The following is a 23,244-nucleotide window of genomic DNA, read 5'->3' as shown; positions in this document are numbered from 1 at the left end:
TTAAATTTGTTAAGTGATTAACTCTTTTAAAAAATAACGATTCTTATTATCGAAATTTAGTGGTAACCCGAAAGAGTTACCTTGATAATTATCAAATGTGACGGCCTTCAAAACCGCGAGAATGCGCTTTTATTTGAAGGACCGAGCAATGAAAAAAATAGCCAGCCAGGGAGACGGTGTCATTCCTGCCCTGTCTCGACGCCATTTTATCCAGGCCAGTTCGGCGCTGGTTGCCCTGCCGTTTGTCTCAACGTCAGTCAGGGCTGATGCGGCTACCCCTTCTGTGGTGGAAAATACGCCTTCAGAAAAGGTTGTCCAGACATGCAGTACGTTTGACTGCGGCGGAAAATGTGATATTCGTGCGCACGTTAGCGATGGGGTAGTGACGCGTATTTCTACCCGTCCGGATAATGAACTCGATCCTCAGATGCCCGTTATGCGTGCCTGCGTTCGCGGTCGCTCCTATCGTAAATTCGTTTATCATCCTGACCGTCTTAAATATCCAATGAAACGCGTTGGCAAACGCGGAGAAGGAAAATTTGAGCGTATTTCATGGGATGAAGCGACAACGCTGATTGCCAATAATTTAAAAACGATCACCGAAAAATATGGCGTCGCGTCACGCTATGTTCATGTGGGTACGGCGGTTTCCGGCGGAACGTTCTCCGGCGATAAAATGGTACGTCGCCTGCTTAATTTAACCGGCGGCTACCTTGAAAGCTATCACTCGGTCAGCATGGGTAACACGGCGGCGGCCACCCCTTACACCTATGGCACCGCGGCCAGCGGCAGCTCGCTCGACACGCTTATGGATACCAAACTGGTGATCCTGTGGGGACATAACCCAACGGAAACCATTTTTGGCCATACTAACTACTTCTTCCAGAAGATGAAGCAAAACGGTACCCGCTTTATCGTCGTCGACCCGCGTTATTCTGATACGGTTTCTTCGCTGGCAGACCAGTGGATACCGCTGCTGCCGACCACCGATAACGCCCTGATGGACGCCATGATGTACGTCATCTTGACGGAAAATCTGCACGATCGCGATTTTATCACCCGCCATACCATTGGCTTTGATGAAGCATCAATGCCGGAAGGCGTGCCGGCAAATGAGTCGCTGGTTGCCTACCTTACCGGTGCAAAAGATGGCGTTGCGAAAACGCCGGAATGGGCAGAAAAAATTACCCATGTTCCCGCACAGACGATCCGCCAGCTGGCGCGTGACTATGCCAATACCAAACCCGCAGCCCTGATCCAGGGGTGGGGCCCGCAGCGTCATAACTGCGGCGAGCGTACTGCGCGCGGTTCGACGCTGCTCGCGACGCTGACCGGTAACGTTGGCGTGAAAGGCGGCTGGGCGGCAGGCTACGGCGGCTGCGGCAATCGTAAATTTGCCGCCGGGCCAGAAATGCCGGATAACCCGGTGAAGGCCAAAATCTCAGTGATGAACTGGGTGCAGGCCGCAGACGACGCCACAAAGGTGACGCCTGAAGATGGCCTGAAAGATGCCGACAAACTCGACAGCAATATCCGTATTCTGTTTTCGCTGGCCGGGAACTATCTTGCCAACCAGAACCCGGATCTTCATCAGGCGACCCGCGTGCTGGAAGATGAGTCCAAAATTCAGTTCATCGTGGCAAGCGATCTGTACATGACGCCGAGCGCCCGGTATGCGGATCTGCTGCTGCCGGAAACCAGCTTTATGGAACGCTGGAACATCGGCGAAACCTGGGGTACGGCAAGCTACCTGATCCTGTCAGAAAAACTGATCGAGCCGGAATTTGAACGCCGTTCAGACTATGACTGGCTGCGTGAGGTTGCGGCGAAGCTGGGTATTGAGCACGAATTCAGCCAGGGTCGCGACGAAAAGGCCTGGATTGAACACATCTGGGAACAGACGCGCCTGGCGATGCCGGATGAAAACCTGCCTGATTTCGCGACGCTGCAAAAAACGCGTCAGCACCTGTTTAAAAGCGCGCCGTTTGTCGCCTTTGAAGACAACATTCGCGATCCGGAAAATCATCCATTCCCGACCCCGTCCGGGAAAATTGAGATCTTCTCAAAGCGCCTGTACGACATGAATCATCCGGAAATCCCGGCGCTGTCGCACTACGTGCCTGCGCATGAAGGCCCGGAAGACGCACTGGCGAAAAGCTTCCCGCTGCAGTTGATTACCTGGAAAGGTAAAAACCGCGCCAACTCTACCCAGTACGCTAACCCGTGGCTGATTGAAGTGCAGCAGCAGAAACTGTGGATCAACCCGCAGGATGCGCAGCGTCGCGGCATTTCGCAGGGCGATACGGTACGCATTCATAACCAGCGTGGGATCTGCGAAGTTCCGGCGGAGGTTACGCCACGCATTATCCCTGGCGTAGTGGCCATGCAGGCCGGTGCCTGGTGGCAGCCGGACGAGCAGGGCGTCGATAAAGGCGGCTGCGCCAACGTACTGAGTTCTGCACGTATTACTGCGCTCGCGAAAGGGAATTCACATCAAACCATGCTGGTGGAGGTAGCAAAAGCATGAGTAAGTTTAAACACTATGCGCCGGTGAGCGATAAACAGCTGGGTTTCTTTATTGATTCTTCCCGCTGCTCGGGCTGTAAGGCTTGTCAGGTAGCGTGTAAAGATAAAAACAACCTTGAGGTTGGGCGTCGTTTTCGCCGGGTGTATGAAGTGAACGGCGGGAACTTTATTCCTACCGGACAGGGTGGCGTGAGCAACAACGTCTTTGCCTATACGCTCTCGATCTCCTGCAACCACTGTGCAGACCCAATCTGCACCAAAAACTGTCCGACGACCGCCATGCACAAGCGTCCGGGTGACGGCATTGTGCGCGTCGATACGGATAAGTGCGTAGGTTGCGGCTACTGTGCGTGGTCCTGCCCTTACGGCGCGCCGCAGCTTAACGAACAGACCGGGCAGATGTCGAAATGCGATTTCTGTGTGGATCTGCAGGCGAAAGGCGAGCAGCCGGTCTGCGTAGCAACCTGTCCGCTGGAAGCGATCAAGTTTGGTCCGATTGACGAACTGCGCGCCAAATATGGCTCAGTATGTGACGTCAAAGGGCTGCCTGATTCATCCATCACCCATCCTAATCTGGTAGTGAAAGCGCACCAGGGCGCAGAGAAAGAGGGTAAACGTCATGCATGAGTTACCGCTGCTGATTTTTACGCTGTTCCTGCAAGGTTCAGTAGGCGTCACGCTGTGGCTGGGTCTGGGACGCCAGCAGGTTATGGGCGCGCGCGCCTGTGACCGTAGCGTAGCCATCGCCGCTGCCGGTGCGTTCGTGCTGGCGAGCCTGGGTCTGCTGGCCTCAGCGCTCCACATGGGCTATCCGCTGAATGCGCTGAACGCGCTGCGCCACGTAGCCAGCTCCTGGCTTAGCCGTGAGATTGTCTTTGCCAGCCTGTATCTGGCGGCACTCGGTTTTGCGGTGCTGCTGATGTTCTTCAGTAAGCCTGGCGGTAAAGCACTGCTGGCGCTGGCGGGCCTCATTGGGCTGGTGGACGTGTTCTGTATGGCACAGATTTATATCCACGCCTCGGTGGTGACCTGGCAGCATATCAATACGCTGTTCTTGTTTATGGGCTCAGTCGGGATTGTCGGTTCGGCCTGTGTAGCGCTGGGGGCACAAACCCGAAATGCGCTGCGTACGGCGGCAATCGTCGTGACCCTGCTGGTGCTGGCTCGCCTGATCATGCAACCCGTGTGGCTGTCGGACATCATGGCGGTAGATAACACCGTGGTGACCTTCCCGCATACGCCGCTGCAGATGTTTGAGCAACTGCGCAATGTCTATCTGCTGGGCTGGTGCGTATCGGTTGCGGGGATGCTTTGCTTTGCGACAGGCGGCCTCAAACAGACGCGAAGCCTCCTGCTGGCGGGAAGCGCGCTGCTGATCCTGGGTGAGATTGTGCTGCGTTTCGTCTTCTTTAGTATTGGCTGATGAAGATTACGTTTGCCCCGGCGATGGACGTGACGCAAGCCTGCGTCCGTCGCCGATTTCGGCACGCATCCTGCCACGCCTGCGCGGACGTCTGTCCGGCGCAGGCGTTTTCCGTGACGGACGGGCAGTTTACCATCGACCCTACACGCTGCATTGAATGCGGGGATTGCCTCTTCGTTTGCCCCACAGACGCCATCTCCGGTGTCGTTCCTCAGCGGCGTTTCATTTATAGCGATACGCTTACCGGCCCGTTCGCCGTTCACCCCCCGACGGTCAATGAGCTGTTGCTCTGGCACGCTCAGTACGGCATACGCTTTATCAGTATTGATGCCGAATCTTCTTCCGCCTGGATGGTGGCGCTTGCCCGCCTGAACCTGGCGCTTCGACGCCTGGGTGAGCCAGCCTGGTCCTTCAAAGCGGTTCCAGCGAGCGACATTAGCCTGTCGCGACGCGCGCTGATCCACGCTCCCCGAGAAGACGTGAAGGCCTGTACCGTGCAGCCGGGCAAACGTCAGCAGCGGCAGGCATTCCCCCGTTTCAGCGAATTCGACGTGATTCCCGACACGGAAAAATGCATTCTGTGCGGTGCCTGCTGGCGAAGCTGTCCCGAAAAAGCCATACGGTTCGAGGATAATGCGCTGGTGATGGAGAACGCGCGCTGTACCGGATGCGGCGGGTGTGAAGCGGTTTGTCCTTCTCATGCCATAAAGGTGATGCCCGCAGAAGGGGAGGCGCAGCAGCATACGTGGGAGGCGCAGGCCGCTATCTGTACGTCATGCAGTCGGCCGTTCTGGCGATTTAACGCCGATGAAAAGCAGTGCTATCTCTGTGCGGGGCAGACGCAGAGCATGAGAAACTTGACCTGTTGCTAATCTTCGTCTCATTTTAAAAAAATGTTACCTGAATCCATAGGCAATCGCGCTATTGCTCTTTATAATCCGCGCCACACCATACTCAGGTATGCAAAACAACAGAACATTTGACAGAGGTTATCATGGCTATTGAACGTACTTTTTCCATCATCAAGCCAAACGCGGTGGCAAAAAACGTTATTGGCAGCATCTTCTCTCGCTTTGAATCAGCAGGGTTTAAGATCGTTGGCACCAAAATGCTGCACCTGACCGTTGAACAGGCTCGCGGTTTCTACGCTGAGCACGAAGGTCGTCCATTCTTCGATGGCCTGGTCGAGTTCATGACCTCCGGCCCGATCGTGGTTTCCGTGCTGGAAGGTGAAAACGCCGTACAGCGTCACCGCGACCTGCTGGGTGCGACCAACCCGGAAAACGCGCTGGCAGGCACCCTGCGTGCAGATTACGCGGACAGCTTCACCGAAAACGGCACCCACGGTTCCGACTCCGTTGAATCTGCTGCGCGCGAAATCGCGTTCTTCTTCGCAGAAGGCGAAGTGTGCGCTCGCACTCGCTAATAATTTCGTAAATGCCGCGTGCAAACGTGGCATCCCTGCGCCAGACTTTGTACAATGCAACGCCCCGGATGAGCACACTGCCTGCCGGGGCGTTTCTTTTCAACCCTCCATGGGCCATAACGTGTAACAACGAGGCCGGATAAAATTATGTCTGAATTAGTGAACACCTCCGAAGTCGCCATTCCTGCGGTTCCAAATAAAAATGGAAAAATCAACCTGTTGGACCTGAACCGTCAGCAGATGCGCGAGTTCTTTAAAGAGATGGGCGAGAAACCGTTTCGTGCCGACCAGGTCATGAAATGGATGTACCACTATTGCAGCGACAATTTTGATGACATGACTGACATCAATAAAGTCCTGCGCAATAAGCTCAAAGAAGTGGCCGAAATCCGTGCGCCTGAAGTGGTTGAAGAGCAACGCTCTTCAGACGGCACGATCAAATGGGCGATTGCCGTAGGCGATCAGCGCGTTGAAACGGTCTATATCCCGGAAGACGATCGCGCCACGCTGTGCGTCTCCTCACAGGTTGGCTGTGCGCTGGAGTGTAAATTCTGCTCTACGGCTCAGCAGGGCTTTAACCGTAACCTGCGCGTATCTGAAATTATCGGTCAGGTATGGCGTGCGGCGAAAATCGTTGGTGCGGCAAAAGTGACCGGTACCCGTCCTATCACCAACGTGGTGATGATGGGGATGGGCGAGCCGCTGCTGAACCTGACCAACGTGGTTCCGGCGATGGAAATCATGCTCGACGATTTCGGTTTTGGCCTCTCCAAGCGTCGCGTTACGCTCTCCACCTCTGGTGTGGTGCCTGCCCTGGATAAACTGGGCGACATGATTGACGTTGCGCTGGCGATCTCGCTGCATGCCCCGAACGATGCGATTCGTGACGAAATTGTACCTATCAACAAAAAGTATAATATCGAGACCTTCCTGGCCGGCGTGCGTCGTTACCTGGAGAAATCCAATGCCAACCAGGGCCGCGTGACCATTGAGTACGTGATGCTGGATCATGTGAATGACGGCACCGAGCATGCACACGAACTGGCTGAGCTGCTTAAAGATACGCCGTGCAAGATCAACCTGATCCCGTGGAACCCGTTCCCGGGCGCGCCGTATGGCCGTAGCTCCAACAGCCGCATCGATCGCTTCTCGAAAGTGCTCATGGAGTACGGTTTTACCACTATCGTGCGTAAAACCCGTGGCGATGACATCGATGCCGCGTGCGGACAGCTGGCGGGTGACGTCATTGACCGTACCAAACGTACCCTGCGTAAACGCATGCAGGGCGAGACGATTGCGGTCAAAGCTGTTTGATTATTATGCTTTCACGGCGCACTATCTGCGCCGTGAGGCGTAATCTCATTGAATAATCAGTCAGATTCGTGACGTTTTATCAATAATTACGGTGCGTTTCATATGACTTTCGGGCAGTATGTAACGACGTAACAACAGTTTAGCTTCATGGGCAGGGCGGCACTGTCATCTCAAGGTTGACAGTCTTATACTGTCTGTTCAAGGTTAACTGACCAGAAGTTTCGCGGTGCGGGTAGCATTGTGACTCACCGGCACCTGAACCCTTTTTTTCACGTACCAGTAGTTGTAGCGAATGAATACTGAAGCCACTCACGACCAACATGAAGCACTCTCCACTGGCGTTCGTCTTCGCAACGCCCGTGAACAACTCGGACTTAGCCAACAGGCCGTTGCAGAACGCTTATGCCTGAAGGTTTCCACGGTTCGCGATATTGAAGAAGATAAGGCGCCTGCCGATCTGGCTTCAACATTTCTGCGTGGTTATATCCGCTCTTATGCAAAACTGGTGCATATCCCCGAAGAAGAATTACTGCCCATGATGGAGAAGCAGGCACCGGTTCGTGCAGCGAAAGTTGCGCCGATGCAGACTTTCTCTCTGGGTAAGCGTCGTAAGAAACGCGATGGCTGGCTGATGAGCTTCACCTGGCTGGTGCTGTTCGTGGTGGTCGGTCTGACGGGCGCATGGTGGTGGCAAAACCACAAAGCGCAGCAGGAAGAGATCACGACGATGGCCGATCAGTCTTCGGCCGAGCTTAATCAGTCCGGTAATGATAATGCGCAAAGCGTGCCGCTGAACACGGGCGCTGAAACTCCTTCAACCGATCCTCAGACCGCAGCGACAGACGCGCCAGCAACCGATTCTGCACAGACTCCGGCTGCCACGGCTAACACCGCTCCGGCAACTCAGGATCCGAATGCGGTTGTTGCGCCTTCGCAGGCCAATGTCGATACGGCAACGACTACCCCGGCCGCGACCCAGCCAACAGAAACAAACGCTGCACCGTTGCCAACGGACCAGGCGGGTGTCGCGACACCTGCGGCCGATCCTAATGCGCTGGTGATGAACTTTACGGCAGATTGCTGGTTAGAAGTCACTGACGCAACAGGAAAAAAACTGTTTAGCGGCCTGCAGCGTAAAGATGGCACGTTAAACCTAACCGGCCAGGCACCGTATAAACTTAAAATCGGCGCTCCGGCAGCGGTACAGATCCAGTATCAAGGAAAACCTGTTGATCTGAGCCGCTTTATCAGAACTAACCAGGTTGCACGTCTTACCGTTAATGCCGAACAATCAGCAGCACAGTAACAGACGGGCAACGCGGGAGATTTTTCATGCATAACCAGGCTCCAATTCAACGTAGAAAATCAAAACGGATTTACGTTGGGAATGTGCCAGTCGGCGACGGCGCACCTATTGCCGTCCAGTCGATGACCAACACGCGCACCACGGATGTGGACGCGACGGTCAATCAAATTAAAGCGTTAGAACGCGTAGGCGCGGACATTGTTCGCGTCTCCGTGCCAACGATGGATGCCGCCGAGGCGTTCAAACTGATCAAGCAGCAGGTCAGCGTTCCGCTGGTGGCAGACATCCACTTCGATTACCGCATTGCGCTCAAAGTCGCTGAGTATGGCGTAGATTGCCTGCGTATCAACCCGGGTAATATCGGTAGCGAAGAGCGTATTCGCATGGTTGTCGACTGCGCTCGCGATAAAAATATCCCTATCCGTATCGGCGTGAACGCCGGTTCTCTGGAAAAAGATCTCCAGGAAAAATACGGTGAACCTACGCCGCAGGCGCTGCTCGAATCAGCCATGCGCCACGTCGATCACCTGGATCGTCTTAACTTCGATCAGTTCAAAGTCAGCGTTAAAGCATCGGATGTGTTCCTCGCGGTAGAGTCATATCGCCTGCTGGCTAAACAGATCGATCAGCCTCTGCACCTTGGCATCACCGAAGCCGGCGGCCTGCGTAGCGGCTCCGTTAAATCGGCGATCGGCCTGGGGCTGCTGCTGTCAGAAGGGATCGGCGATACCCTGCGCGTCTCTCTGGCGGCCGATCCGGTGGAAGAGATCAAAGTCGGCTTCGATATTCTGAAATCACTGCGTATTCGCGCTCGTGGGATCAACTTTATCGCCTGCCCAACCTGTTCACGCCAGGAATTTGACGTGATCGGTACGGTGAATGCCCTTGAGCAGCGTCTGGAAGATATCATCACCCCGATGGACGTCTCTATTATCGGCTGCGTGGTGAACGGTCCGGGCGAAGCGCTGGTCTCCACGCTGGGCGTGACCGGCGGTAACAAGAAAAGTGGTCTCTATGAAGATGGCGTGCGTAAAGATCGTCTGGATAATAGCGACATGATCGATCAGCTTGAAGCCCGTATTCGTGCCAAAGCCACGATGCTGGACGAAGCGCAGCGCATCAGCGTTCAACAGGTCGAAAAATAACGTGTTGGGAAGCCGCTGGCTTCCCATGTATGATTGAACCCATTCTTTGGGTTCTTTTTTGTATATAGAAAGAGAATAAACGTGGCAAAAAACATTCAAGCCATCCGCGGCATGAACGATTATCTGCCTGGCGAAACCGCCATCTGGCAGCGCATTGAAGGCACACTCAAGCAGGTGCTCGGCAGCTACGGTTACAGCGAAATCCGTTTGCCGATTGTAGAGCAGACCCCGTTATTCAAACGCGCAATCGGTGAAGTGACCGATGTGGTTGAAAAAGAGATGTACACCTTTGAGGACCGCAACGGCGATAGCCTGACGCTGCGTCCAGAAGGGACGGCGGGCTGCGTACGCGCCGGCATCGAACATGGTCTCCTGTACAATCAGGAGCAGCGCCTGTGGTATATCGGCCCGATGTTCCGCCACGAACGTCCTCAGAAAGGTCGTTATCGCCAGTTTAATCAGCTGGGTGTGGAAGTCTTTGGCCTGCAGGGACCGGACATTGATGCTGAGCTTATCATGCTCACTGCCCGCTGGTGGCGCGCGCTGGGCATCGCTGAACACGTCTCTCTGGAACTGAACTCGATTGGTTCTCTTGAAGCGCGTGCGAACTACCGCGATGCGCTGGTGGCGTTCCTGGAACAGCACAAAGATAAGCTGGACGAAGATTGCCAGCGCCGTATGTACAGCAACCCGCTGCGCGTACTGGACTCCAAAAACCCGGATGTGCAGGCCTTGCTGAACGATGCGCCTGCGCTGGGTGATTATCTCGACGCAGAGTCTCGCGAGCACTTCGACGGGCTGTGTAAGCTGCTCGAAGCGGCAGGCATTGCTTATACCGTTAACCAGCGCCTGGTGCGCGGTCTGGACTACTATAACCGTACCGTATTTGAGTGGGTCACCACCAGCCTCGGTTCCCAGGGCACCGTGTGTGCTGGCGGTCGTTATGACGGCCTGGTTGAGCAGCTCGGTGGTCGTGCCGCCCCTGCCGTGGGCTTTGCAATGGGCCTTGAGCGACTTGTTTTGCTGGTTCAGGCAGTTAATCCGGAATTTAAAGCAGATTCCGTTGTCGATATATACCTGGTGGCTTCAGGTGCGGATACGCAGTCTGCGGCAATGCAGCTTGCCGAACGCGTGCGCGATGCGCTGCCGGACGTTAAGCTGATGACCAACCACGGCGGCGGCAACTTTAAAAAACAGTTTGCGCGTGCTGATAAGTGGGGCGCAAGTATCGCACTGGTGCTGGGTGAGTCCGAAGTGGCTAACGGCGACGTTGTGGTTAAAGACCTGCGCTCTGGTGAACAGACAACGGTAACGCAGGACGGCGTTGCGGCGCACTTGCGCACTTTATTGGGCTAAGGAGAAGGACTGCGTGGAAATTTACGAGAACGAAAACGACCAGGTCGATGCGGTTAAGCGCTTCTTTGCTGAAAACGGCAAAGCGCTGGTTGTTGGGGTGATTTTAGGTGTGGGTGCACTGATGGGCTGGCGTTACTGGAACAGCCATCAGGCCGATTCGGCTCGCGGTGCGTCCCTGGCTTATGAGAATACCGTCAGTGACATTCGTGCCGATCAGCCGCAAACGCTGGCGGCTGCTGAGAAGTTTGTCGCCGACAATAAAAACACCTACGGTGCGCTGGCCGCACTGGAAGTGGCGCAGCAGTACGTTGATAAAAACGAACTGGATAAAGCGGCTGCCCAGCTGTCGCAGAGTCTTGCGGCTGCCAGCGATGAAAACCTGAAAGCGGTCATTAACCTGCGTCTGGCACGTATCCAGGTTCAGCAGAAGAAAGCCGATGACGCGCTGAAAACCCTCGACACCATCAAAGGCGAAGGCTTTGCGGCCATCGTGGCTGACCTGCGCGGTGAAGCACTGCTGAGCAAAGGTGACAAAGAGGGCGCGCGTAAAGCGTGGCAAGCCGGCGTAGAGAGTAAAGCTTCACCTGCGCTGAGCGAAATGATGCAGATGAAAATAAATAATTTGTCCGTCTGAGAGGGACCCGATGCAATTGCGTAAATTACTTCTGCCAGGACTGCTTTCCGTTACGTTATTGAGTGGCTGTTCACTGTTCAGTGGCGAAGAAGATGTTGTCAAAATGTCCCCACTGCCGACGGTTGAAAACCAGTTTACCCCGTCTACCGCATGGAGCACCTCCGTCGGGAACGGAATTGGTGATTTCTATTCCAACCTGCATCCAGCCTTTGCTGACAGCGTTGTCTATGCGGCTGACCGCAAAGGCACCGTCAAAGCGCTTAACGCCGACGACGGAAAAGAGGTCTGGTCCGTTAATCTGGCGGAAAAAGACGGCTGGTTCTCGCGTAAACCTGCACTGCTCTCTGGCGGCCTGACCGTTGCCGGTGGTCATGTGTATGTCGGTAGCGAAAAAGCGCAGGTCTATGCGCTGAACGCCAGCGATGGCTCTATTGCATGGCAGACGACGGTTGCCGGTGAATCACTGTCTCGTCCGGTGGTTAGCGACGGCATGGTGTTGATTCATACCAGCAACGGCCAGCTGCAGGCGCTGAACGAAGCTGACGGTCTGGTGAAATGGACCGTTAACCTTGATATGCCTGCGCTCTCTCTGCGCGGTGAATCGGCTCCGGCCACCGCCTTTGGCGCTGCTATTGTTGGCGGTGACAACGGACGCGTGAGCGCGGTGCTGATGCAGGAAGGCCAGATGATTTGGCAGCAGCGTATCTCTCAGGCCACCGGTTCGACTGAAATTGACCGTCTGAGCGACGTTGATACGACTCCGGTCATCGTTGACGGCGTCGTTTACACGCTGGCGTACAACGGTAACCTGACCGCGCTTGATCTGCGCAGCGGCCAGATCATGTGGAAACGCGAACTGGGTTCCGTGAACGATTTCATCGTAGACGGCAACCGTATCTACATGGTTGACCAGAACGATCGTGTGCTGGCACTGAGCACCGAAGGCGGTGTGACCCTGTGGACGCAGAGCGATCTGTTGCACCGTCTGTTAACCGCACCGGCACTGTACAACGGTAGCCTGGTTGTGGGTGACAGTGAAGGTTACCTGCACTGGATTGACCCTGAAAACGGTCGCTTCACCGCACAGCAAAAAGTGGATAGCTCTGGCTTCCTGACTGAGCCGGTTGTCGCTGATGGTAAACTGCTGATTCAGGCAAAAGACGGCACGCTGTACGCGATCACGCGTTAATTACACAGCGGTTGTAGTATACTAAACGGCTCCTGTTAACTCAGGGGCCGTTTTGACATTTTTAAAAACGCCGCCGACGCGACGTTTAGTTGAATTTTATGAGGCTTCAAACATGGTACCTGTGGTCGCGCTTGTCGGGCGCCCTAACGTTGGAAAATCCACTCTTTTTAACCGTTTAACACGCACCCGTGATGCGCTGGTTGCGGATTTCCCGGGGCTGACGCGTGACCGTAAGTACGGTCGTGCAGAAGTGGAAGGACGCGAGTTCATCTGTATTGATACCGGTGGTATTGACGGGACAGAAGACGGCGTTGAAACGCGTATGGCTGAGCAGTCTCTGCTGGCGATTGAAGAGGCGGACGTCGTGCTCTTTATGGTGGATGCTCGTGCAGGGCTGATGCCTGCGGACTCCGCTATCGCGAAACATCTTCGCTCACGCGAAAAGCCTACCTTCCTGGTGGCAAACAAAACTGACGGTATTGATGCCGATCAGGCTGTTGCGGACTTCTGGTCTTTAGGTCTGGGGGATATCTACCCGATCGCGGCGTCTCATGGCCGTGGCGTGACCAGCCTCCTTGAAACCGTGCTGCTGCCGTGGGTTGATGAAGTGAACCCGCCGGAAGAAGTGGACGAAGACGCGGAGTACTGGGCGCAGTTCGAAGCCAATGAAGCGGGCGAGCAAGAAGAACCTGAAGACAACTTCAACCCGCAGGATCTGCCGATTAAGCTGGCAATCGTCGGGCGTCCTAACGTTGGTAAGTCGACACTTACTAACCGTATTTTGGGCGAAGAGCGCGTGGTCGTTTACGACATGCCTGGCACGACTCGTGACAGTATCTACATTCCGATGCAGCGTGACGAGCGTGAGTTCGTGCTCATCGACACCGCAGGCGTGCGTAAGCGCGGGAAAATCACCGATGTGGTGGAAAAATTCTCCGTTATCAAAACCCTGCAGGCCATTGAAGATGCCAACGTAGTGCTGTTGGTTATCGACGCGCGTGAAGGGATCTCCGATCAGGACCTCTCTCTGCTTGGCTTTATCCTCAATAGTGGGCGCTCACTGGTTATCGTCGTCAACAAGTGGGACGGCCTGAGCAATGAAGTGCGTGAGCAGGTGAAAGAGACCCTGGACTTCCGTCTGGGCTTCATCGATTTCGCTCGCGTACACTTTATCTCCGCGCTGCACGGCAGCGGCGTAGGTAACCTGTTCGAATCCGTTCGCGAGGCGTACGACAGTTCCACCCGTCGTCAGAGCACCGCCATGCTGACCCGTATCATGAATATGGCAGCAGAAGATCACCAGCCACCGCTGGTGCGCGGTCGTCGCGTGAAGCTGAAATATGCGCACGCCGGTGGTTATAACCCGCCTATCGTTGTGATCCACGGTAACCAGGTGAAAGACCTGCCGGATTCATACAAACGCTACCTGATGAACTACTTCCGTAAATCACTGGACGTGATGGGTACGCCTATCCGCATTCAGTTCAAGGAAGGGGAAAACCCGTTCGCGAACAAGCGTAACACCCTGACGCCAAACCAGATGCGTAAGCGTAAGCGTTTGATTAAACACATTAAGAAAAGCAAATAACACGCGTTTATCTCGCTAAAACCCGCGCCAGTCGCGGGTTTTTTATCTCTTTCTGCCTCCGTGGTATCCGGTGTGATGTCAATCACTATTCACTTTCAACCACGTATAAATCTAATAAAGTAGACAATCGTCGAATTTTCATCTTAAAGTCCAGGGTTCGGTACTAGACAAAACTAGCGCCTGGTTATCAAATGGTTAACCAACTTTTCGCCGCATGTAAAAAATCGGCCAGATACGTAACTGGCCGGCGTACCTGCTGGCGTTTACAAGCACGACGACATACCTTCTCGGGAGAATTATGCAATCCTCTGTTAATCAAAAAGAAAGCCGAACGTTCTTCGGCCATCCTTATCCGCTCGGTTCGCTGTTCTTCACCGAAATGTGGGAGCGTTTCTCGTTTTACGGCATACGCCCGCTGCTGATCCTCTTTATGGCCGCTACCGTGTACGACGGCGGGATGGGGCTGGCGCGTGAGAACGCCTCGGCGATTGTCGGCATCTTTGCCGGGACGATGTACCTCGCCGCGCTGCCGGGCGGCTGGCTGGCAGATAACTGGCTCGGCCAGCAGAGAGCCGTCTGGTATGGCTCGATCCTGATTGCGCTCGGCCACCTGTCCATTGCGCTTTCTGCTTTCATGGGCGACAACCTGTTCTTTATCGGCCTGATGTTTATCGTGCTCGGCTCCGGTCTGTTCAAGACCTGTATTTCAGTCATGGTCGGCACGCTGTATAAAAAGGGCGATGCGCGTCGTGACGGCGGTTTCTCACTGTTCTACATGGGCATCAACATGGGCTCGTTTATCGCGCCGCTGATCTCCGGCTGGCTGATCAAATCCCATGGCTGGCACTGGGGCTTTGGTATTGGCGGTATCGGGATGCTGGTCGCGCTGATCATCTTCCGCGTTTTTGCTGTTCCGGCAATGAAACGCTACGACAGCGAAGTTGGCCTTGACTCCACCTGGAACAACCCGGTCGTGAAACGAAACGGTGTCGGCGCGTGGCTGCTGGCGCTGGCCGTTGGCGTGGCGGTAATCGTCACCCTGATTGCTCAGGGCGTGATTGTGATTAACCCCGTCGCCGTGGCGAGCGTGCTGGTTTACGTGATTGCGGCGTCCGTTGCCCTCTACTTCATTTACCTGTTCATTTTTGCTGGTCTGAACCGCAAAGAGCGCGCCAGACTGTTGGTCTGCTTCATCCTGCTGGTCTCTGCCGCCTTCTTCTGGTCGGCGTTTGAGCAAAAGCCAACCTCGTTCAACCTGTTTGCCAACGACTACACTAACCGCATGATTGGCGATTTTGAAATCCCGGCGGTGTGGTTCCAGTCGATTAACGCGCTGTTTATCATCCTGCTGGCCCCCGTGTTCAGCTGGGCATGGCCGAAGCTGGCGAGTAAAAACATTCGCCCGAGCAGCATCACAAAGTTTGTGATTGGCATTCTGTGTGCTGCCGCAGGTTTTGGCCTGATGATGCTGGCGGCGCAGAACGTGCTGAGCAACGGTGGGGCAGGCGTTTCACCGTTCTGGCTGGTAGGTAGTATCCTGATGCTGACGCTCGGTGAGCTGTGCCTTAGTCCGATTGGTCTGGCGACCATGACGCTGCTGGCCCCGGAGAGAATGCGCGGTCAGATGATGGGCCTGTGGTTCTGCGCCAGCGCACTGGGTAACCTGGCGGCGGGCCTGATTGGCGGTCACGTGAAGGCCGACCAGCTGGATATGCTGCCGGATCTCTTCGCGCGCTGCTCCATCGCGCTGCTGATTTGTGCCGCGGTGCTGATCGTCCTCATTGTTCCGGTACGCCGTATGCTGGAAAATGCCCAGACGAAACCGGCCGCCAGCGCCTGATAACCCCTCGTTCTTGCCGGGGCAGGCGTTCTGCTCCGGCATGATATTTAACGAGGCGATACTATGCAGTTAGGGTTTGTTGGTCTTGGCGCAGTGGTTGAAACGGCCTATCTGCCGGCGCTGCGTAACCGTTTTGGCAGCTCGCTCCACCTCCTCGGGTTTGACCTTGACCCCACAAAGCAGCCGGAAGGCATCACTCGCTGCGCATCCCTCCCTGAGCTACTCGCTCAGTCTCTTGATACGCTGTTCATCACCACCGCATCCCTGCATCACCTCGAGGTGCTGGAACAGGCTCTCGCCTCGCCGATAACGTGTATTGTGGTCGAAAAACCGATCGTTGCGACGCTTTCCCAGATGGCCAGACTGAAAGCACTGCTGGCTCAGCCAGGCGCAGCGGACCGCGTGCTGGCGCTCGATCACTGGATGGCGCGCCTCGGCGCGGTGCGGTTCGCGCTGGTCAGTCATTTTTCTGAGATTGTCAGCATGGAAGGGTTTCTCCAGGAGCCAAGCGGGTTCAACGCCGCCGGAGAACCGGTAGCGCTCAATTTTGCCACCGGCGAGCCGGATAAGCGTACGCTTCGTCACCCGGACGGCGTCATTCTGGATATTGGGACCCATGTTCTGGCGATGCTGCGTGAAACGGTGCGCTATCTCGGTGGGCAGGGTGACATGGCTCTACAGGTGATGACCGCCCGCGATCGGCTGGGCCGCGACATTACCCAGGGCGACCTGATCACGGCTGAGGGTGAAGCGCATCTACAGGGGAGAATAAGCGGTGTGCCGGTGAACATCTGGCTTAATAAATACGCGGGCCCGGCGGGCGGCCAAAAAGGGTTGCGGCTTTATCTGCGTGACGGGCGCATTATCAGCCACGACCGACGCGGTGCAGAGGACGTCGTGGAGCTGATTGACGGGGATGATATTCAGCGCTGGACCCTGCCCGGCGCGATTTACGAACACTGCCTTGCGGAGCGCGTTCTGGGCGCGCAAAGCCTGTTCAGGTGCGATCCGCAGGAGGTTAGCCGCACGACGCAGCGCAGGCTCGATGAGGTTGAGCTGCTGCTGAACCTGCAACAACGGCTGCGTGGAGCGCATTAAGCGCCCCGTGATACTATCGACGTAATACTGAACTGCTTTAGGAGTCATCATGACGATAACCTGCCCGGATTGCCATGCAGAGCTGGAGCCTCAGCACGGCGCGGCCCACTGCGCGCGCTGCAATAAAGACGTCGCGCTGGAAGCGCGTTGCCCCGAGTGCCACAAGCCGCTCGAGGTATTAAAAGCCTGCGGTGCGGTGGATTATTTCTGCCAGAACGGCCACGGGCTGATCTCTAAAAAACGCGTGGAGTTTGTTCGGGCCGAAGGTTAATCGCACACGCAGCCTTCGCCTTTTCGCCACAGCTCAACCAGCGACTCGGGCGCTTCCTGTTCGGGCACCAGCACAATGATGTCGGCGTAGTGCGCCTGATTTTGTCCGGTCCAGATAATCTGGATGCGGAAATAGCGCTGGTCACCGCTGCCGGGTGAAGAGGCTTGCCCGGGCGGCTGACCGCGCGGGAAAGCCTGCTCCAGGATGCTCACCAGGCGCTGGCGCTGGGCCTCGTTAAGCGACGAAAGCGCGATGGTGCGCTGGCCGCTCAGCTTAGGGATAAACGCGACGCCGCCTTCCCGGGCCAGCTCAACCACGGCGTCATCCGTCAGTTCCGGAACCTGCATTTACAGTACTCCCACCTGTTCCCAGGCTTGTTTAATGGCCACCCCAACGTCGCTTCCCGAACGCTTCTCTCCGTGGGCGATGGTCAGCTGCGCGAAGGCCGCAAAATCGGCATCCTGCGTCAGACTGCGATCGCACACGGTGTCGTACCAGGCGTAGCCGGCTTTTTCCCAGGCATAGCCGCCCAGGGCCGTGGCGGCCAGATAAAAGGCGCGGTTAGGTATACCGGAGTTAAGATGCACGCCGCCGTTATCCTCGCGCGTTTTGATAAAATCTTTCATATGACCGGGCTGCGGATCTTTACCGAGCAGGGGATCGTTATAGGCCGTGCCGGGTTCCGCCATAGAGCGCAATCCTTTACCGTTAATGCCATCAGCCAGCAGACCTTCGCCAATCAACCAGTCCGCCTGGTCGGCGGTTTGCTTAAGGTGATATTGCTTCACCAGCGAGCCGAACACGTCGGACAGCGACTCGTTCAGCGCCCCCGACTGTTCAAAGTAGATTAATCCGGCTTCGGTCTCGGTCACGCCGTGGCTCAGTTCATGCGCCACCACGTCGATGGAAATGGTGAAACGGTTAAAGATCTCCCCGTCGCCATCGCCAAAGACCATCTGCTGACCGTTCCAGAAGGCGTTTTGATATTCCCGGCCATAGTGCACGGTGCCGGTCAGGACCAGCCCTTTATTATCAAGCGAGTCACGCTGATATTCTTTCCAGAAGAAGTCATGGGTAATACCTAAATAATCATAGGCTTCATCCACTGCAACATCACCGTTGGACGGCTGGCCTTCGTAACGCACCTGAGTACCCGGCAGCTCCTGAGTCTGTTTCGCGTCATAGATATCACGCTCAAGCTGACCGGTCTTATTGACGTGCGGCGCGGCGGGTTTGCCAGGCATATGCGCCATCAGCGTTTGCACATGGGTTAACGTCTGGCGGGCGCAGCGCTGCTGTGGCTCCGAACCGCTTTCGATAATGCGGCGAAGAATATACGGGGGGATGACGCTGTGAAGATGGGGCATGCTGCTCTCCTTAGTAAAAAAGGGAATAGCAGCAGTATAGTTTGTAACCGGCGAAGATTTATCCGGTTTTACGCTGACGCGTTTTTTTTACCGGCTTGATCGCCTTCACTTCGCTCTCGACCCAGCCGTCTGAAAGCCGCGTCGTGAGCACATCCCCGGCCTTAATCTGTTTCGTTTGTTTCAGCACTTTGCCATCTGTCGCCGTGGTGACGCTATAGCCACGCGCCAGCGTGGAAAGGGGGCTGACGGCTTCCAGATGGGTCACCGCGTTGCCAAAGCGTTCGCGGGTGGCGCTCAGGCGTGCACGGACATTCTCCGCGAGACGATATTCGAGCTGCTGAATGCGCGTTTGCGCACGGTAGATTTTCGGCTGCGGATTTTGCTGGCTCAGGCGCTGGGCCATGCGCTGCTGGCGCGAGGTCGCACGTTTGAGCTGGCCGTCCAGCGCAACGTTCATGCGCTGGCGCAGGCGTTCCAGCACGGTTTGCTGACGCGCCAGACGCAGCTGCGGGTGCTGCTGCTGCAGACGATGGTAAAGCTGGGTGAAGCGGCGGGTTCGGTTGGCGAGGAAGTAATCCATCGCCATCTCAAGACGCTGCTGGCCGTTCTGGAGCTGACGCAGCAGCTCCAGCTGGTTGCGGCTGACCACTTCCGCCGCCGCGGATGGCGTGGGGGCGCGGAGGTCCGCAACAAAATCTGCAATGGTGACATCGGTTTCGTGGCCGACGGCGCTCACAACGGGAATTACGCTTGCAAAGATTGCCCGCGCCACGCGCTCGTCGTTGAAGCTCCACAGATCTTCCAGCGAGCCGCCGCCGCGCCCGACGATCAGCACATCGCACTCCTGACGGGCGTTCGCCCGCTCAATGGCGCGCACAATTTGCCCGGGCGCATCGTCACCCTGAACGGCGGTCGGATAGATGATGACCGGCAGGGAAGGATCGCGACGCTTCAGGACATGCAAAATATCGTGCAGGGCCGCCCCGGTTTTCGAGGTGATCACCCCCACGCAGTGGGCGGGTGAGGGCAGGGCTTTTTTGAACTGCTGATCGAATAAACCTTCGGCGGAGAGCTTTGCTTTGAGCTGTTCATACTTCTGCTGCAGTAAACCTTCACCCGCAGGCTGCATGCTTTCGACGATGATTTGATAATCACCGCGCGGCTCATACAGGGTGATATTGGCGCGCACCAGAACCTGCTGGCCGTGCTGAGGACGGAACGTCACCCGGCGGTTGCTGTTGCGGAACATCGCGCAGCGTACCTGGGCGGTATCGTCTTTCAGCGTAAAGTACCAGTGGCCGGATGATGGCTGGGTGAAGTTAGAAATTTCACCGCTGATCCAGACCTGCCCCATTTCCTGCTCAAGCAGCAAACGCACCGTCTGATTAAGGCGGCTGACAGTAAAAATTGAGGGAGATTGAGAGGATAACATGTGAGCGGGATCAAATTCTAAATCAGCAAGTTATTCAGTCGATAGTAACCTGCTGAGAAGCGATCGCAAGCATTTTTTTCAAAAAAGTGTAGATGCAATCGGTTACGCTCTGTATAATGCCACGGCAATATTTAACCACCCAGGTCAGAGATATTGCCCATGCTACGTATCGCTAAAGAAGCACTGACGTTTGACGACGTCCTCCTCGTTCCCGCTCACTCCACCGTTCTGCCGAATACTGCCGATCTCAGCACGCAGTTAACGAAGACCATTCGCCTGAACATTCCTATGCTCTCTGCGGCAATGGACACCGTGACTGAAGCGCGCCTGGCGATCGCCCTGGCACAGGAAGGCGGCATTGGCTTTATTCATAAAAACATGTCTATTGAGCGTCAGGCTGAAGAAGTTCGCCGCGTGAAAAAACATGAATCCGGCATTGTGTCTGACCCACAGACCGTTCTGCCAACCACCACCCTGCATGAAGTGAAAGCCCTGACCGAGCGTAACGGCTTTGCTGGCTACCCGGTTGTGACGGAAGATTACGAGCTGGTGGGGATTATCACTGGTCGTGACGTGCGCTTTGTGACTGACCTGAACCAGCCTGTCAGCGTATACATGACGCCAAAAGAGCGTCTGGTTACCGTGCGTGAAGGTGAAACCCGCGACGTCGTGCTGGCAAAAATGCACGAAAAACGCGTTGAGAAAGCGCTGGTTGTTGACAGCAGCTTCCACCTGCGCGGCATGATCACCGTAAAAGATTTCCAGAAAGCAGAACGTAAGCCTAACGCCTGTAAAGACGAGCGTGGCCGTCTGCGCGTTGGCGCTGCGGTTGGCGCGGGTGCGGGCAACGAAGAGCGCGTCGATGCGCTGGTAGAAGCAGGCGTTGATGTGCTGTTGATTGACTCCTCTCACGGCCATTCCGAAGGCGTTTTGCAGCGTATTCGTGAAACCCGTGCGAAATATCCTGACCTGCAAATCATCGGCGGCAACGTCGCCACTGGCGCAGGCGCACGCGCGCTGGCTGAAGCCGGCTGCAGCGCGGTAAAAGTGGGTATCGGCCCTGGCTCTATCTGTACTACCCGTATCGTCACCGGCGTGGGCGTTCCGCAGATCACCGCCGTGTCTGACGCGGTTGAAGCGCTGGAAGGCACCGGTATCCCGGTTATCGCTGACGGCGGCATTCGTTTCTCAGGCGACATCGCTAAAGCTATCGCTGCGGGCGCGGCTGCCGTGATGGTCGGTTCTATGCTGGCCGGTACGGAAGAATCCCCGGGCGAAATCGAACTGTACCAGGGCCGTTCTTACAAATCCTACCGCGGGATGGGCTCCCTGGGCGCGATGTCCAAAGGTTCGTCTGACCGTTACTTCCAGACCGACAACGCGGCAGACAAACTGGTGCCGGAAGGTATCGAAGGTCGCGTAGCCTATAAAGGCCGTCTGAAAGAGATCATTCACCAGCAGATGGGCGGCCTGCGCTCCTGTATGGGCCTGACCGGCTGTGGTACCATCGACCTGCTGCGTACGAAGGCAGAATTCGTGCGTATCAGCGGTGCGGGTATCCAGGAAAGCCACGTTCACGACGTGACGATCACCAAAGAGTCCCCGAACTACCGCCTGGGCTCCTGATAAATTTCCACGCCCGGCTTTATGCCGGGCGATTTTGTTTCTCTTGCCTCGGAATTAGCGTCAATGACGGAAAACATTCATAAACATCGCATTCTCATCCTGGATTTTGGTTCTCAGTACACTCAGTTGGTGGCGCGTCGCGTACGTGAGCTGGGCGTTTACTGTGAACTGTGGGCGTGGGATGTCACGGAAGCACAGATTCGCGAGTTCAACCCAAGCGGCATCATCCTTTCCGGCGGCCCGGAAAGCACCACCGAAGAGAATAGCCCGCGCGCACCGCAGTACGTATTTGAAGCGGGCGTGCCGGTCTTCGGCGTCTGCTACGGCATGCAGACCATGGCGATGCAGCTCGGCGGCCAAGTAGAAGGCTCTAACGAACGTGAGTTCGGCTACGCGCAGGTTGAAGTCGTGACCGACAGTGCGCTGGTGCGCGGTATCGAAGACTCCCTGACCGCCGACGGCAAACCGCTGCTGGACGTGTGGATGAGCCACGGCGACAAAGTTACCGCCATCCCGTCTGACTTCGCGACCGTTGCCAGCACCGAAAGCTGCCCGTTCGCGATCATGGCGAACGAAGAAAAACGCTTCTACGGCGTGCAGTTCCACCCGGAAGTGACCCACACCCGTCAGGGGATGCGTATGCTGGAGCGCTTCGTGCGCGATATCTGCCAGTGTGAAGCCCTGTGGACCCCGGCAAAAATCATCGACGACGCCGTGGAGCGTATCCGCCAGCAGGTTGGTGATGACAAAGTGATCCTCGGTCTTTCCGGCGGCGTGGACTCCTCCGTTACCGCGATGCTGCTGCACCGCGCTATCGGCAAAAACCTGACCTGTGTGTTCGTGGACAACGGTCTGCTGCGCCTCAACGAATCTCAGCAGGTGCTGGATATGTTCGGCGACCACTTTGGTCTGAACATCGTTCACGTGGAAGGCGAGAAACGCTTCCTGGACGCGCTGGCGGGGGAGAACGACCCGGAAGCGAAACGTAAAATCATTGGTCGCGTGTTTGTCGAAGTGTTCGACGAAGAGGCGCTGAAGCTGGAAGACGTGAAATGGCTGGCGCAGGGCACCATCTACCCGGACGTGATCGAATCGGCAGCTTCTGCTACCGGTAAAGCGCACGTCATCAAATCTCACCACAACGTGGGCGGCCTGCCGAAAGAGATGAAGATGGGCCTGGTTGAACCGCTGCGCGAGCTGTTCAAAGACGAAGTGCGTAAGATCGGCCTGGAGCTGGGTCTGCCGTACGACATGCTTTACCGTCACCCGTTCCCGGGGCCAGGTCTCGGCGTGCGAGTGCTGGGCGAAGTGAAGAAAGAGTACTGCGACCTGCTGCGCCGTGCCGATGCGATCTTCATTGAAGAGCTGCACAAAGCCGACCTGTACAACAAAGTGAGCCAGGCATTTACCGTGTTCCTGCCGGTTCGCTCGGTCGGCGTAATGGGCGATGGCCGTAAATACGACTGGGTTGTCTCCCTGCGCGCGGTTGAAACCATCGACTTCATGACCGCACACTGGGCGCACCTGCCGTATGATTTCCTGGGTCGCGTCTCTAACCGCATCATCAACGAAGTGAACGGCATTTCCCGCGTGGTGTATGACATCAGCGGTAAGCCACCGGCGACGATTGAGTGGGAATAATCTCCCCGACAATCTAGACCCTTAGCCACTAAAGCCCGCCTCTCGCGGGCTTTTTTTTATCC

At 56.1% G+C, this 23,244-nt stretch carries 20 protein-coding genes; 17 read left to right on the top strand and 3 right to left on the bottom strand.

Annotated elements, in window-relative coordinates; all coding sequences use genetic code 11:
* The first annotated feature begins 148 nt into the window (after nt 1-148).
* The 15 genes from QLG21_RS15955 (at nt 149) to QLG21_RS15885 (ending at nt 17,116) form a co-directional block, all read left to right on the top strand.
* Nucleotides 149-2,527 carry a DMSO/selenate family reductase complex A subunit gene (locus tag QLG21_RS15955; protein WP_348994645.1) on the top strand — a complete coding sequence of 793 codons (2,379 nt, stop codon included), beginning with the start codon at nt 149-151 and terminating at the stop codon, nt 2,525-2,527.
* Nucleotides 2,524-3,153, top strand: a complete 630-nt coding sequence (locus QLG21_RS15950) for a DMSO/selenate family reductase complex B subunit (RefSeq protein WP_006176673.1) — start codon at nt 2,524-2,526, stop codon at nt 3,151-3,153. The genes QLG21_RS15955 and QLG21_RS15950 overlap by 4 nt, the downstream gene beginning before the upstream one ends.
* Entirely contained in the window at nt 3,146-3,949 is an 804-nt protein-coding gene (locus tag QLG21_RS15945; protein ID WP_282484777.1) for a DmsC/YnfH family molybdoenzyme membrane anchor subunit, read from the top strand. The genes QLG21_RS15950 and QLG21_RS15945 overlap by 8 nt, the downstream gene beginning before the upstream one ends.
* A complete protein-coding gene (locus QLG21_RS15940; protein ID WP_282484795.1) occupies nt 3,946-4,821 on the top strand; it encodes a 4Fe-4S dicluster domain-containing protein in 876 nt (291 codons plus the stop codon). The genes QLG21_RS15945 and QLG21_RS15940 overlap by 4 nt, the downstream gene beginning before the upstream one ends.
* A 122-nt stretch (nt 4,822-4,943) precedes the next feature.
* A complete protein-coding gene (gene ndk, locus QLG21_RS15935) occupies nt 4,944-5,375 on the top strand; it encodes a nucleoside-diphosphate kinase (RefSeq protein ID WP_006176670.1) in 432 nt (143 codons plus the stop codon).
* A 147-nt stretch (nt 5,376-5,522) separates the two neighbouring features.
* Nucleotides 5,523-6,689, top strand: coding sequence for a bifunctional tRNA (adenosine(37)-C2)-methyltransferase TrmG/ribosomal RNA large subunit methyltransferase RlmN (locus tag QLG21_RS15930; RefSeq protein ID WP_006176669.1), 1,167 nt, complete (start codon nt 5,523-5,525; stop codon nt 6,687-6,689).
* A gap of 292 nt (nt 6,690-6,981) precedes the next feature.
* Nucleotides 6,982-7,995 (top strand): cytoskeleton protein RodZ, encoded by a 1,014-nt coding sequence (gene rodZ, locus QLG21_RS15925; RefSeq protein WP_088207950.1) that lies wholly within the window; start codon nt 6,982-6,984, stop codon nt 7,993-7,995.
* 26 nt (nt 7,996-8,021) lie between these two features.
* Complete coding sequence (ispG, locus tag QLG21_RS15920) at nt 8,022-9,140, top strand: flavodoxin-dependent (E)-4-hydroxy-3-methylbut-2-enyl-diphosphate synthase (protein ID WP_058610300.1); 1,119 nt, start codon at nt 8,022-8,024, stop codon at nt 9,138-9,140.
* An 81-nt stretch (nt 9,141-9,221) separates the two neighbouring features.
* Nucleotides 9,222-10,496, top strand: coding sequence for a histidine--tRNA ligase (gene hisS / locus QLG21_RS15915; protein WP_042320417.1), 1,275 nt, complete (start codon nt 9,222-9,224; stop codon nt 10,494-10,496).
* A gap of 13 nt (nt 10,497-10,509) precedes the next feature.
* A complete protein-coding gene (locus tag QLG21_RS15910; protein WP_006176665.1) occupies nt 10,510-11,130 on the top strand; it encodes a YfgM family protein in 621 nt (206 codons plus the stop codon).
* 10 nt (nt 11,131-11,140) lie between these two features.
* Nucleotides 11,141-12,319, top strand: coding sequence for an outer membrane protein assembly factor BamB (gene bamB / locus QLG21_RS15905; protein ID WP_137849496.1), 1,179 nt, complete (start codon nt 11,141-11,143; stop codon nt 12,317-12,319).
* 112 nt (nt 12,320-12,431) lie between these two features.
* Entirely contained in the window at nt 12,432-13,907 is a 1,476-nt protein-coding gene (gene der / locus QLG21_RS15900; RefSeq protein WP_137849495.1) for a ribosome biogenesis GTPase Der, read from the top strand.
* Between the two features lie 298 nt (nt 13,908-14,205).
* Complete coding sequence (locus QLG21_RS15895) at nt 14,206-15,747, top strand: peptide MFS transporter (protein WP_137849494.1); 1,542 nt, start codon at nt 14,206-14,208, stop codon at nt 15,745-15,747.
* 63 nt (nt 15,748-15,810) lie between these two features.
* Nucleotides 15,811-16,845 (top strand): Gfo/Idh/MocA family oxidoreductase, encoded by a 1,035-nt coding sequence (locus QLG21_RS15890; protein ID WP_137849493.1) that lies wholly within the window; start codon nt 15,811-15,813, stop codon nt 16,843-16,845.
* 49 nt (nt 16,846-16,894) lie between these two features.
* Nucleotides 16,895-17,116, top strand: a complete 222-nt coding sequence (locus QLG21_RS15885) for a zinc ribbon domain-containing protein (RefSeq protein ID WP_006176660.1) — start codon at nt 16,895-16,897, stop codon at nt 17,114-17,116.
* On the opposite strand, the gene QLG21_RS15880 is transcribed toward QLG21_RS15885, so the two are convergent.
* The 3 genes from QLG21_RS15880 to xseA are packed head-to-tail and all read right to left on the bottom strand — an operon-like array spanning nt 17,113 to nt 19,915.
* Nucleotides 17,113-17,463 (bottom strand): protealysin inhibitor emfourin, encoded by a 351-nt coding sequence (locus QLG21_RS15880; RefSeq protein WP_058610295.1) that lies wholly within the window; start codon nt 17,461-17,463, stop codon nt 17,113-17,115. The two genes, QLG21_RS15885 and QLG21_RS15880, sit on opposite strands and share 4 nt — an antisense overlap.
* A complete protein-coding gene (locus QLG21_RS15875; RefSeq protein WP_137849492.1) occupies nt 17,464-18,483 on the bottom strand; it encodes a M4 family metallopeptidase in 1,020 nt (339 codons plus the stop codon).
* A gap of 58 nt (nt 18,484-18,541) precedes the next feature.
* Nucleotides 18,542-19,915: an exodeoxyribonuclease VII large subunit gene (gene xseA, locus QLG21_RS15870; RefSeq protein WP_102890386.1), complete on the bottom strand. Its 1,374-nt coding sequence runs from the start codon at nt 19,913-19,915 to the stop codon at nt 18,542-18,544.
* A 159-nt stretch (nt 19,916-20,074) separates the two neighbouring features.
* Here xseA and guaB point away from each other — a divergent pair, with 159 nt between their 5' ends.
* On the top strand, nt 20,075-21,541 hold the full coding sequence (gene guaB, locus QLG21_RS15865; RefSeq protein WP_006176656.1) for an IMP dehydrogenase: 1,467 nt from the start codon (nt 20,075-20,077) through the stop codon (nt 21,539-21,541).
* A 63-nt stretch (nt 21,542-21,604) separates the two neighbouring features.
* Nucleotides 21,605-23,182, top strand: coding sequence for a glutamine-hydrolyzing GMP synthase (gene guaA / locus QLG21_RS15860; RefSeq protein WP_282484776.1), 1,578 nt, complete (start codon nt 21,605-21,607; stop codon nt 23,180-23,182).
* Nucleotides 23,183-23,244: the final 62 nt, after the last annotated feature.

The sequence above is a fragment of the Enterobacter sp. V87_3 genome, assembly GCF_029967835.1.
Classification (GTDB): Bacteria; Pseudomonadota; Gammaproteobacteria; order Enterobacterales; family Enterobacteriaceae; genus Enterobacter; species Enterobacter cancerogenus.
Note: the sequence above shows the minus strand (reverse complement) of the source record. Positions and strands in the feature narration are given on the sequence as shown.

Excerpts from the sequence above, each read along its gene's own strand:
- QLG21_RS15955 (WP_348994645.1), top strand. The coding sequence starts at position 149 with ATGAAAAAAATAGCCAGCCAGGGAGACGGTGTCATTCCTGCCCTGTCT.
- QLG21_RS15950 (WP_006176673.1), top strand. The coding sequence starts at position 2,524 with ATGAGTAAGTTTAAACACTATGCGCCGGTGAGCGATAAACAGCTGGGT.
- QLG21_RS15945 (WP_282484777.1), top strand. The coding sequence starts at position 3,146 with ATGCATGAGTTACCGCTGCTGATTTTTACGCTGTTCCTGCAAGGTTCA.
- ndk (WP_006176670.1), top strand. The coding sequence starts at position 4,944 with ATGGCTATTGAACGTACTTTTTCCATCATCAAGCCAAACGCGGTGGCA.
- QLG21_RS15930 (WP_006176669.1), top strand. The coding sequence starts at position 5,523 with ATGTCTGAATTAGTGAACACCTCCGAAGTCGCCATTCCTGCGGTTCCA.
- rodZ (WP_088207950.1), top strand. The coding sequence starts at position 6,982 with ATGAATACTGAAGCCACTCACGACCAACATGAAGCACTCTCCACTGGC.
- ispG (WP_058610300.1), top strand. The coding sequence starts at position 8,022 with ATGCATAACCAGGCTCCAATTCAACGTAGAAAATCAAAACGGATTTAC.
- bamB (WP_137849496.1), top strand. The coding sequence starts at position 11,141 with ATGCAATTGCGTAAATTACTTCTGCCAGGACTGCTTTCCGTTACGTTA.
- der (WP_137849495.1), top strand. The coding sequence starts at position 12,432 with ATGGTACCTGTGGTCGCGCTTGTCGGGCGCCCTAACGTTGGAAAATCC.
- QLG21_RS15895 (WP_137849494.1), top strand. The coding sequence starts at position 14,206 with ATGCAATCCTCTGTTAATCAAAAAGAAAGCCGAACGTTCTTCGGCCAT.
- QLG21_RS15890 (WP_137849493.1), top strand. The coding sequence starts at position 15,811 with ATGCAGTTAGGGTTTGTTGGTCTTGGCGCAGTGGTTGAAACGGCCTAT.
- QLG21_RS15885 (WP_006176660.1), top strand. The coding sequence starts at position 16,895 with ATGACGATAACCTGCCCGGATTGCCATGCAGAGCTGGAGCCTCAGCAC.
- QLG21_RS15880 (WP_058610295.1), bottom strand. The coding sequence starts at position 17,463 with ATGCAGGTTCCGGAACTGACGGATGACGCCGTGGTTGAGCTGGCCCGG.
- QLG21_RS15875 (WP_137849492.1), bottom strand. The coding sequence starts at position 18,483 with ATGCCCCATCTTCACAGCGTCATCCCCCCGTATATTCTTCGCCGCATT.
- xseA (WP_102890386.1), bottom strand. The coding sequence starts at position 19,915 with ATGTTATCCTCTCAATCTCCCTCAATTTTTACTGTCAGCCGCCTTAAT.
- guaB (WP_006176656.1), top strand. The coding sequence starts at position 20,075 with ATGCTACGTATCGCTAAAGAAGCACTGACGTTTGACGACGTCCTCCTC.
- guaA (WP_282484776.1), top strand. The coding sequence starts at position 21,605 with ATGACGGAAAACATTCATAAACATCGCATTCTCATCCTGGATTTTGGT.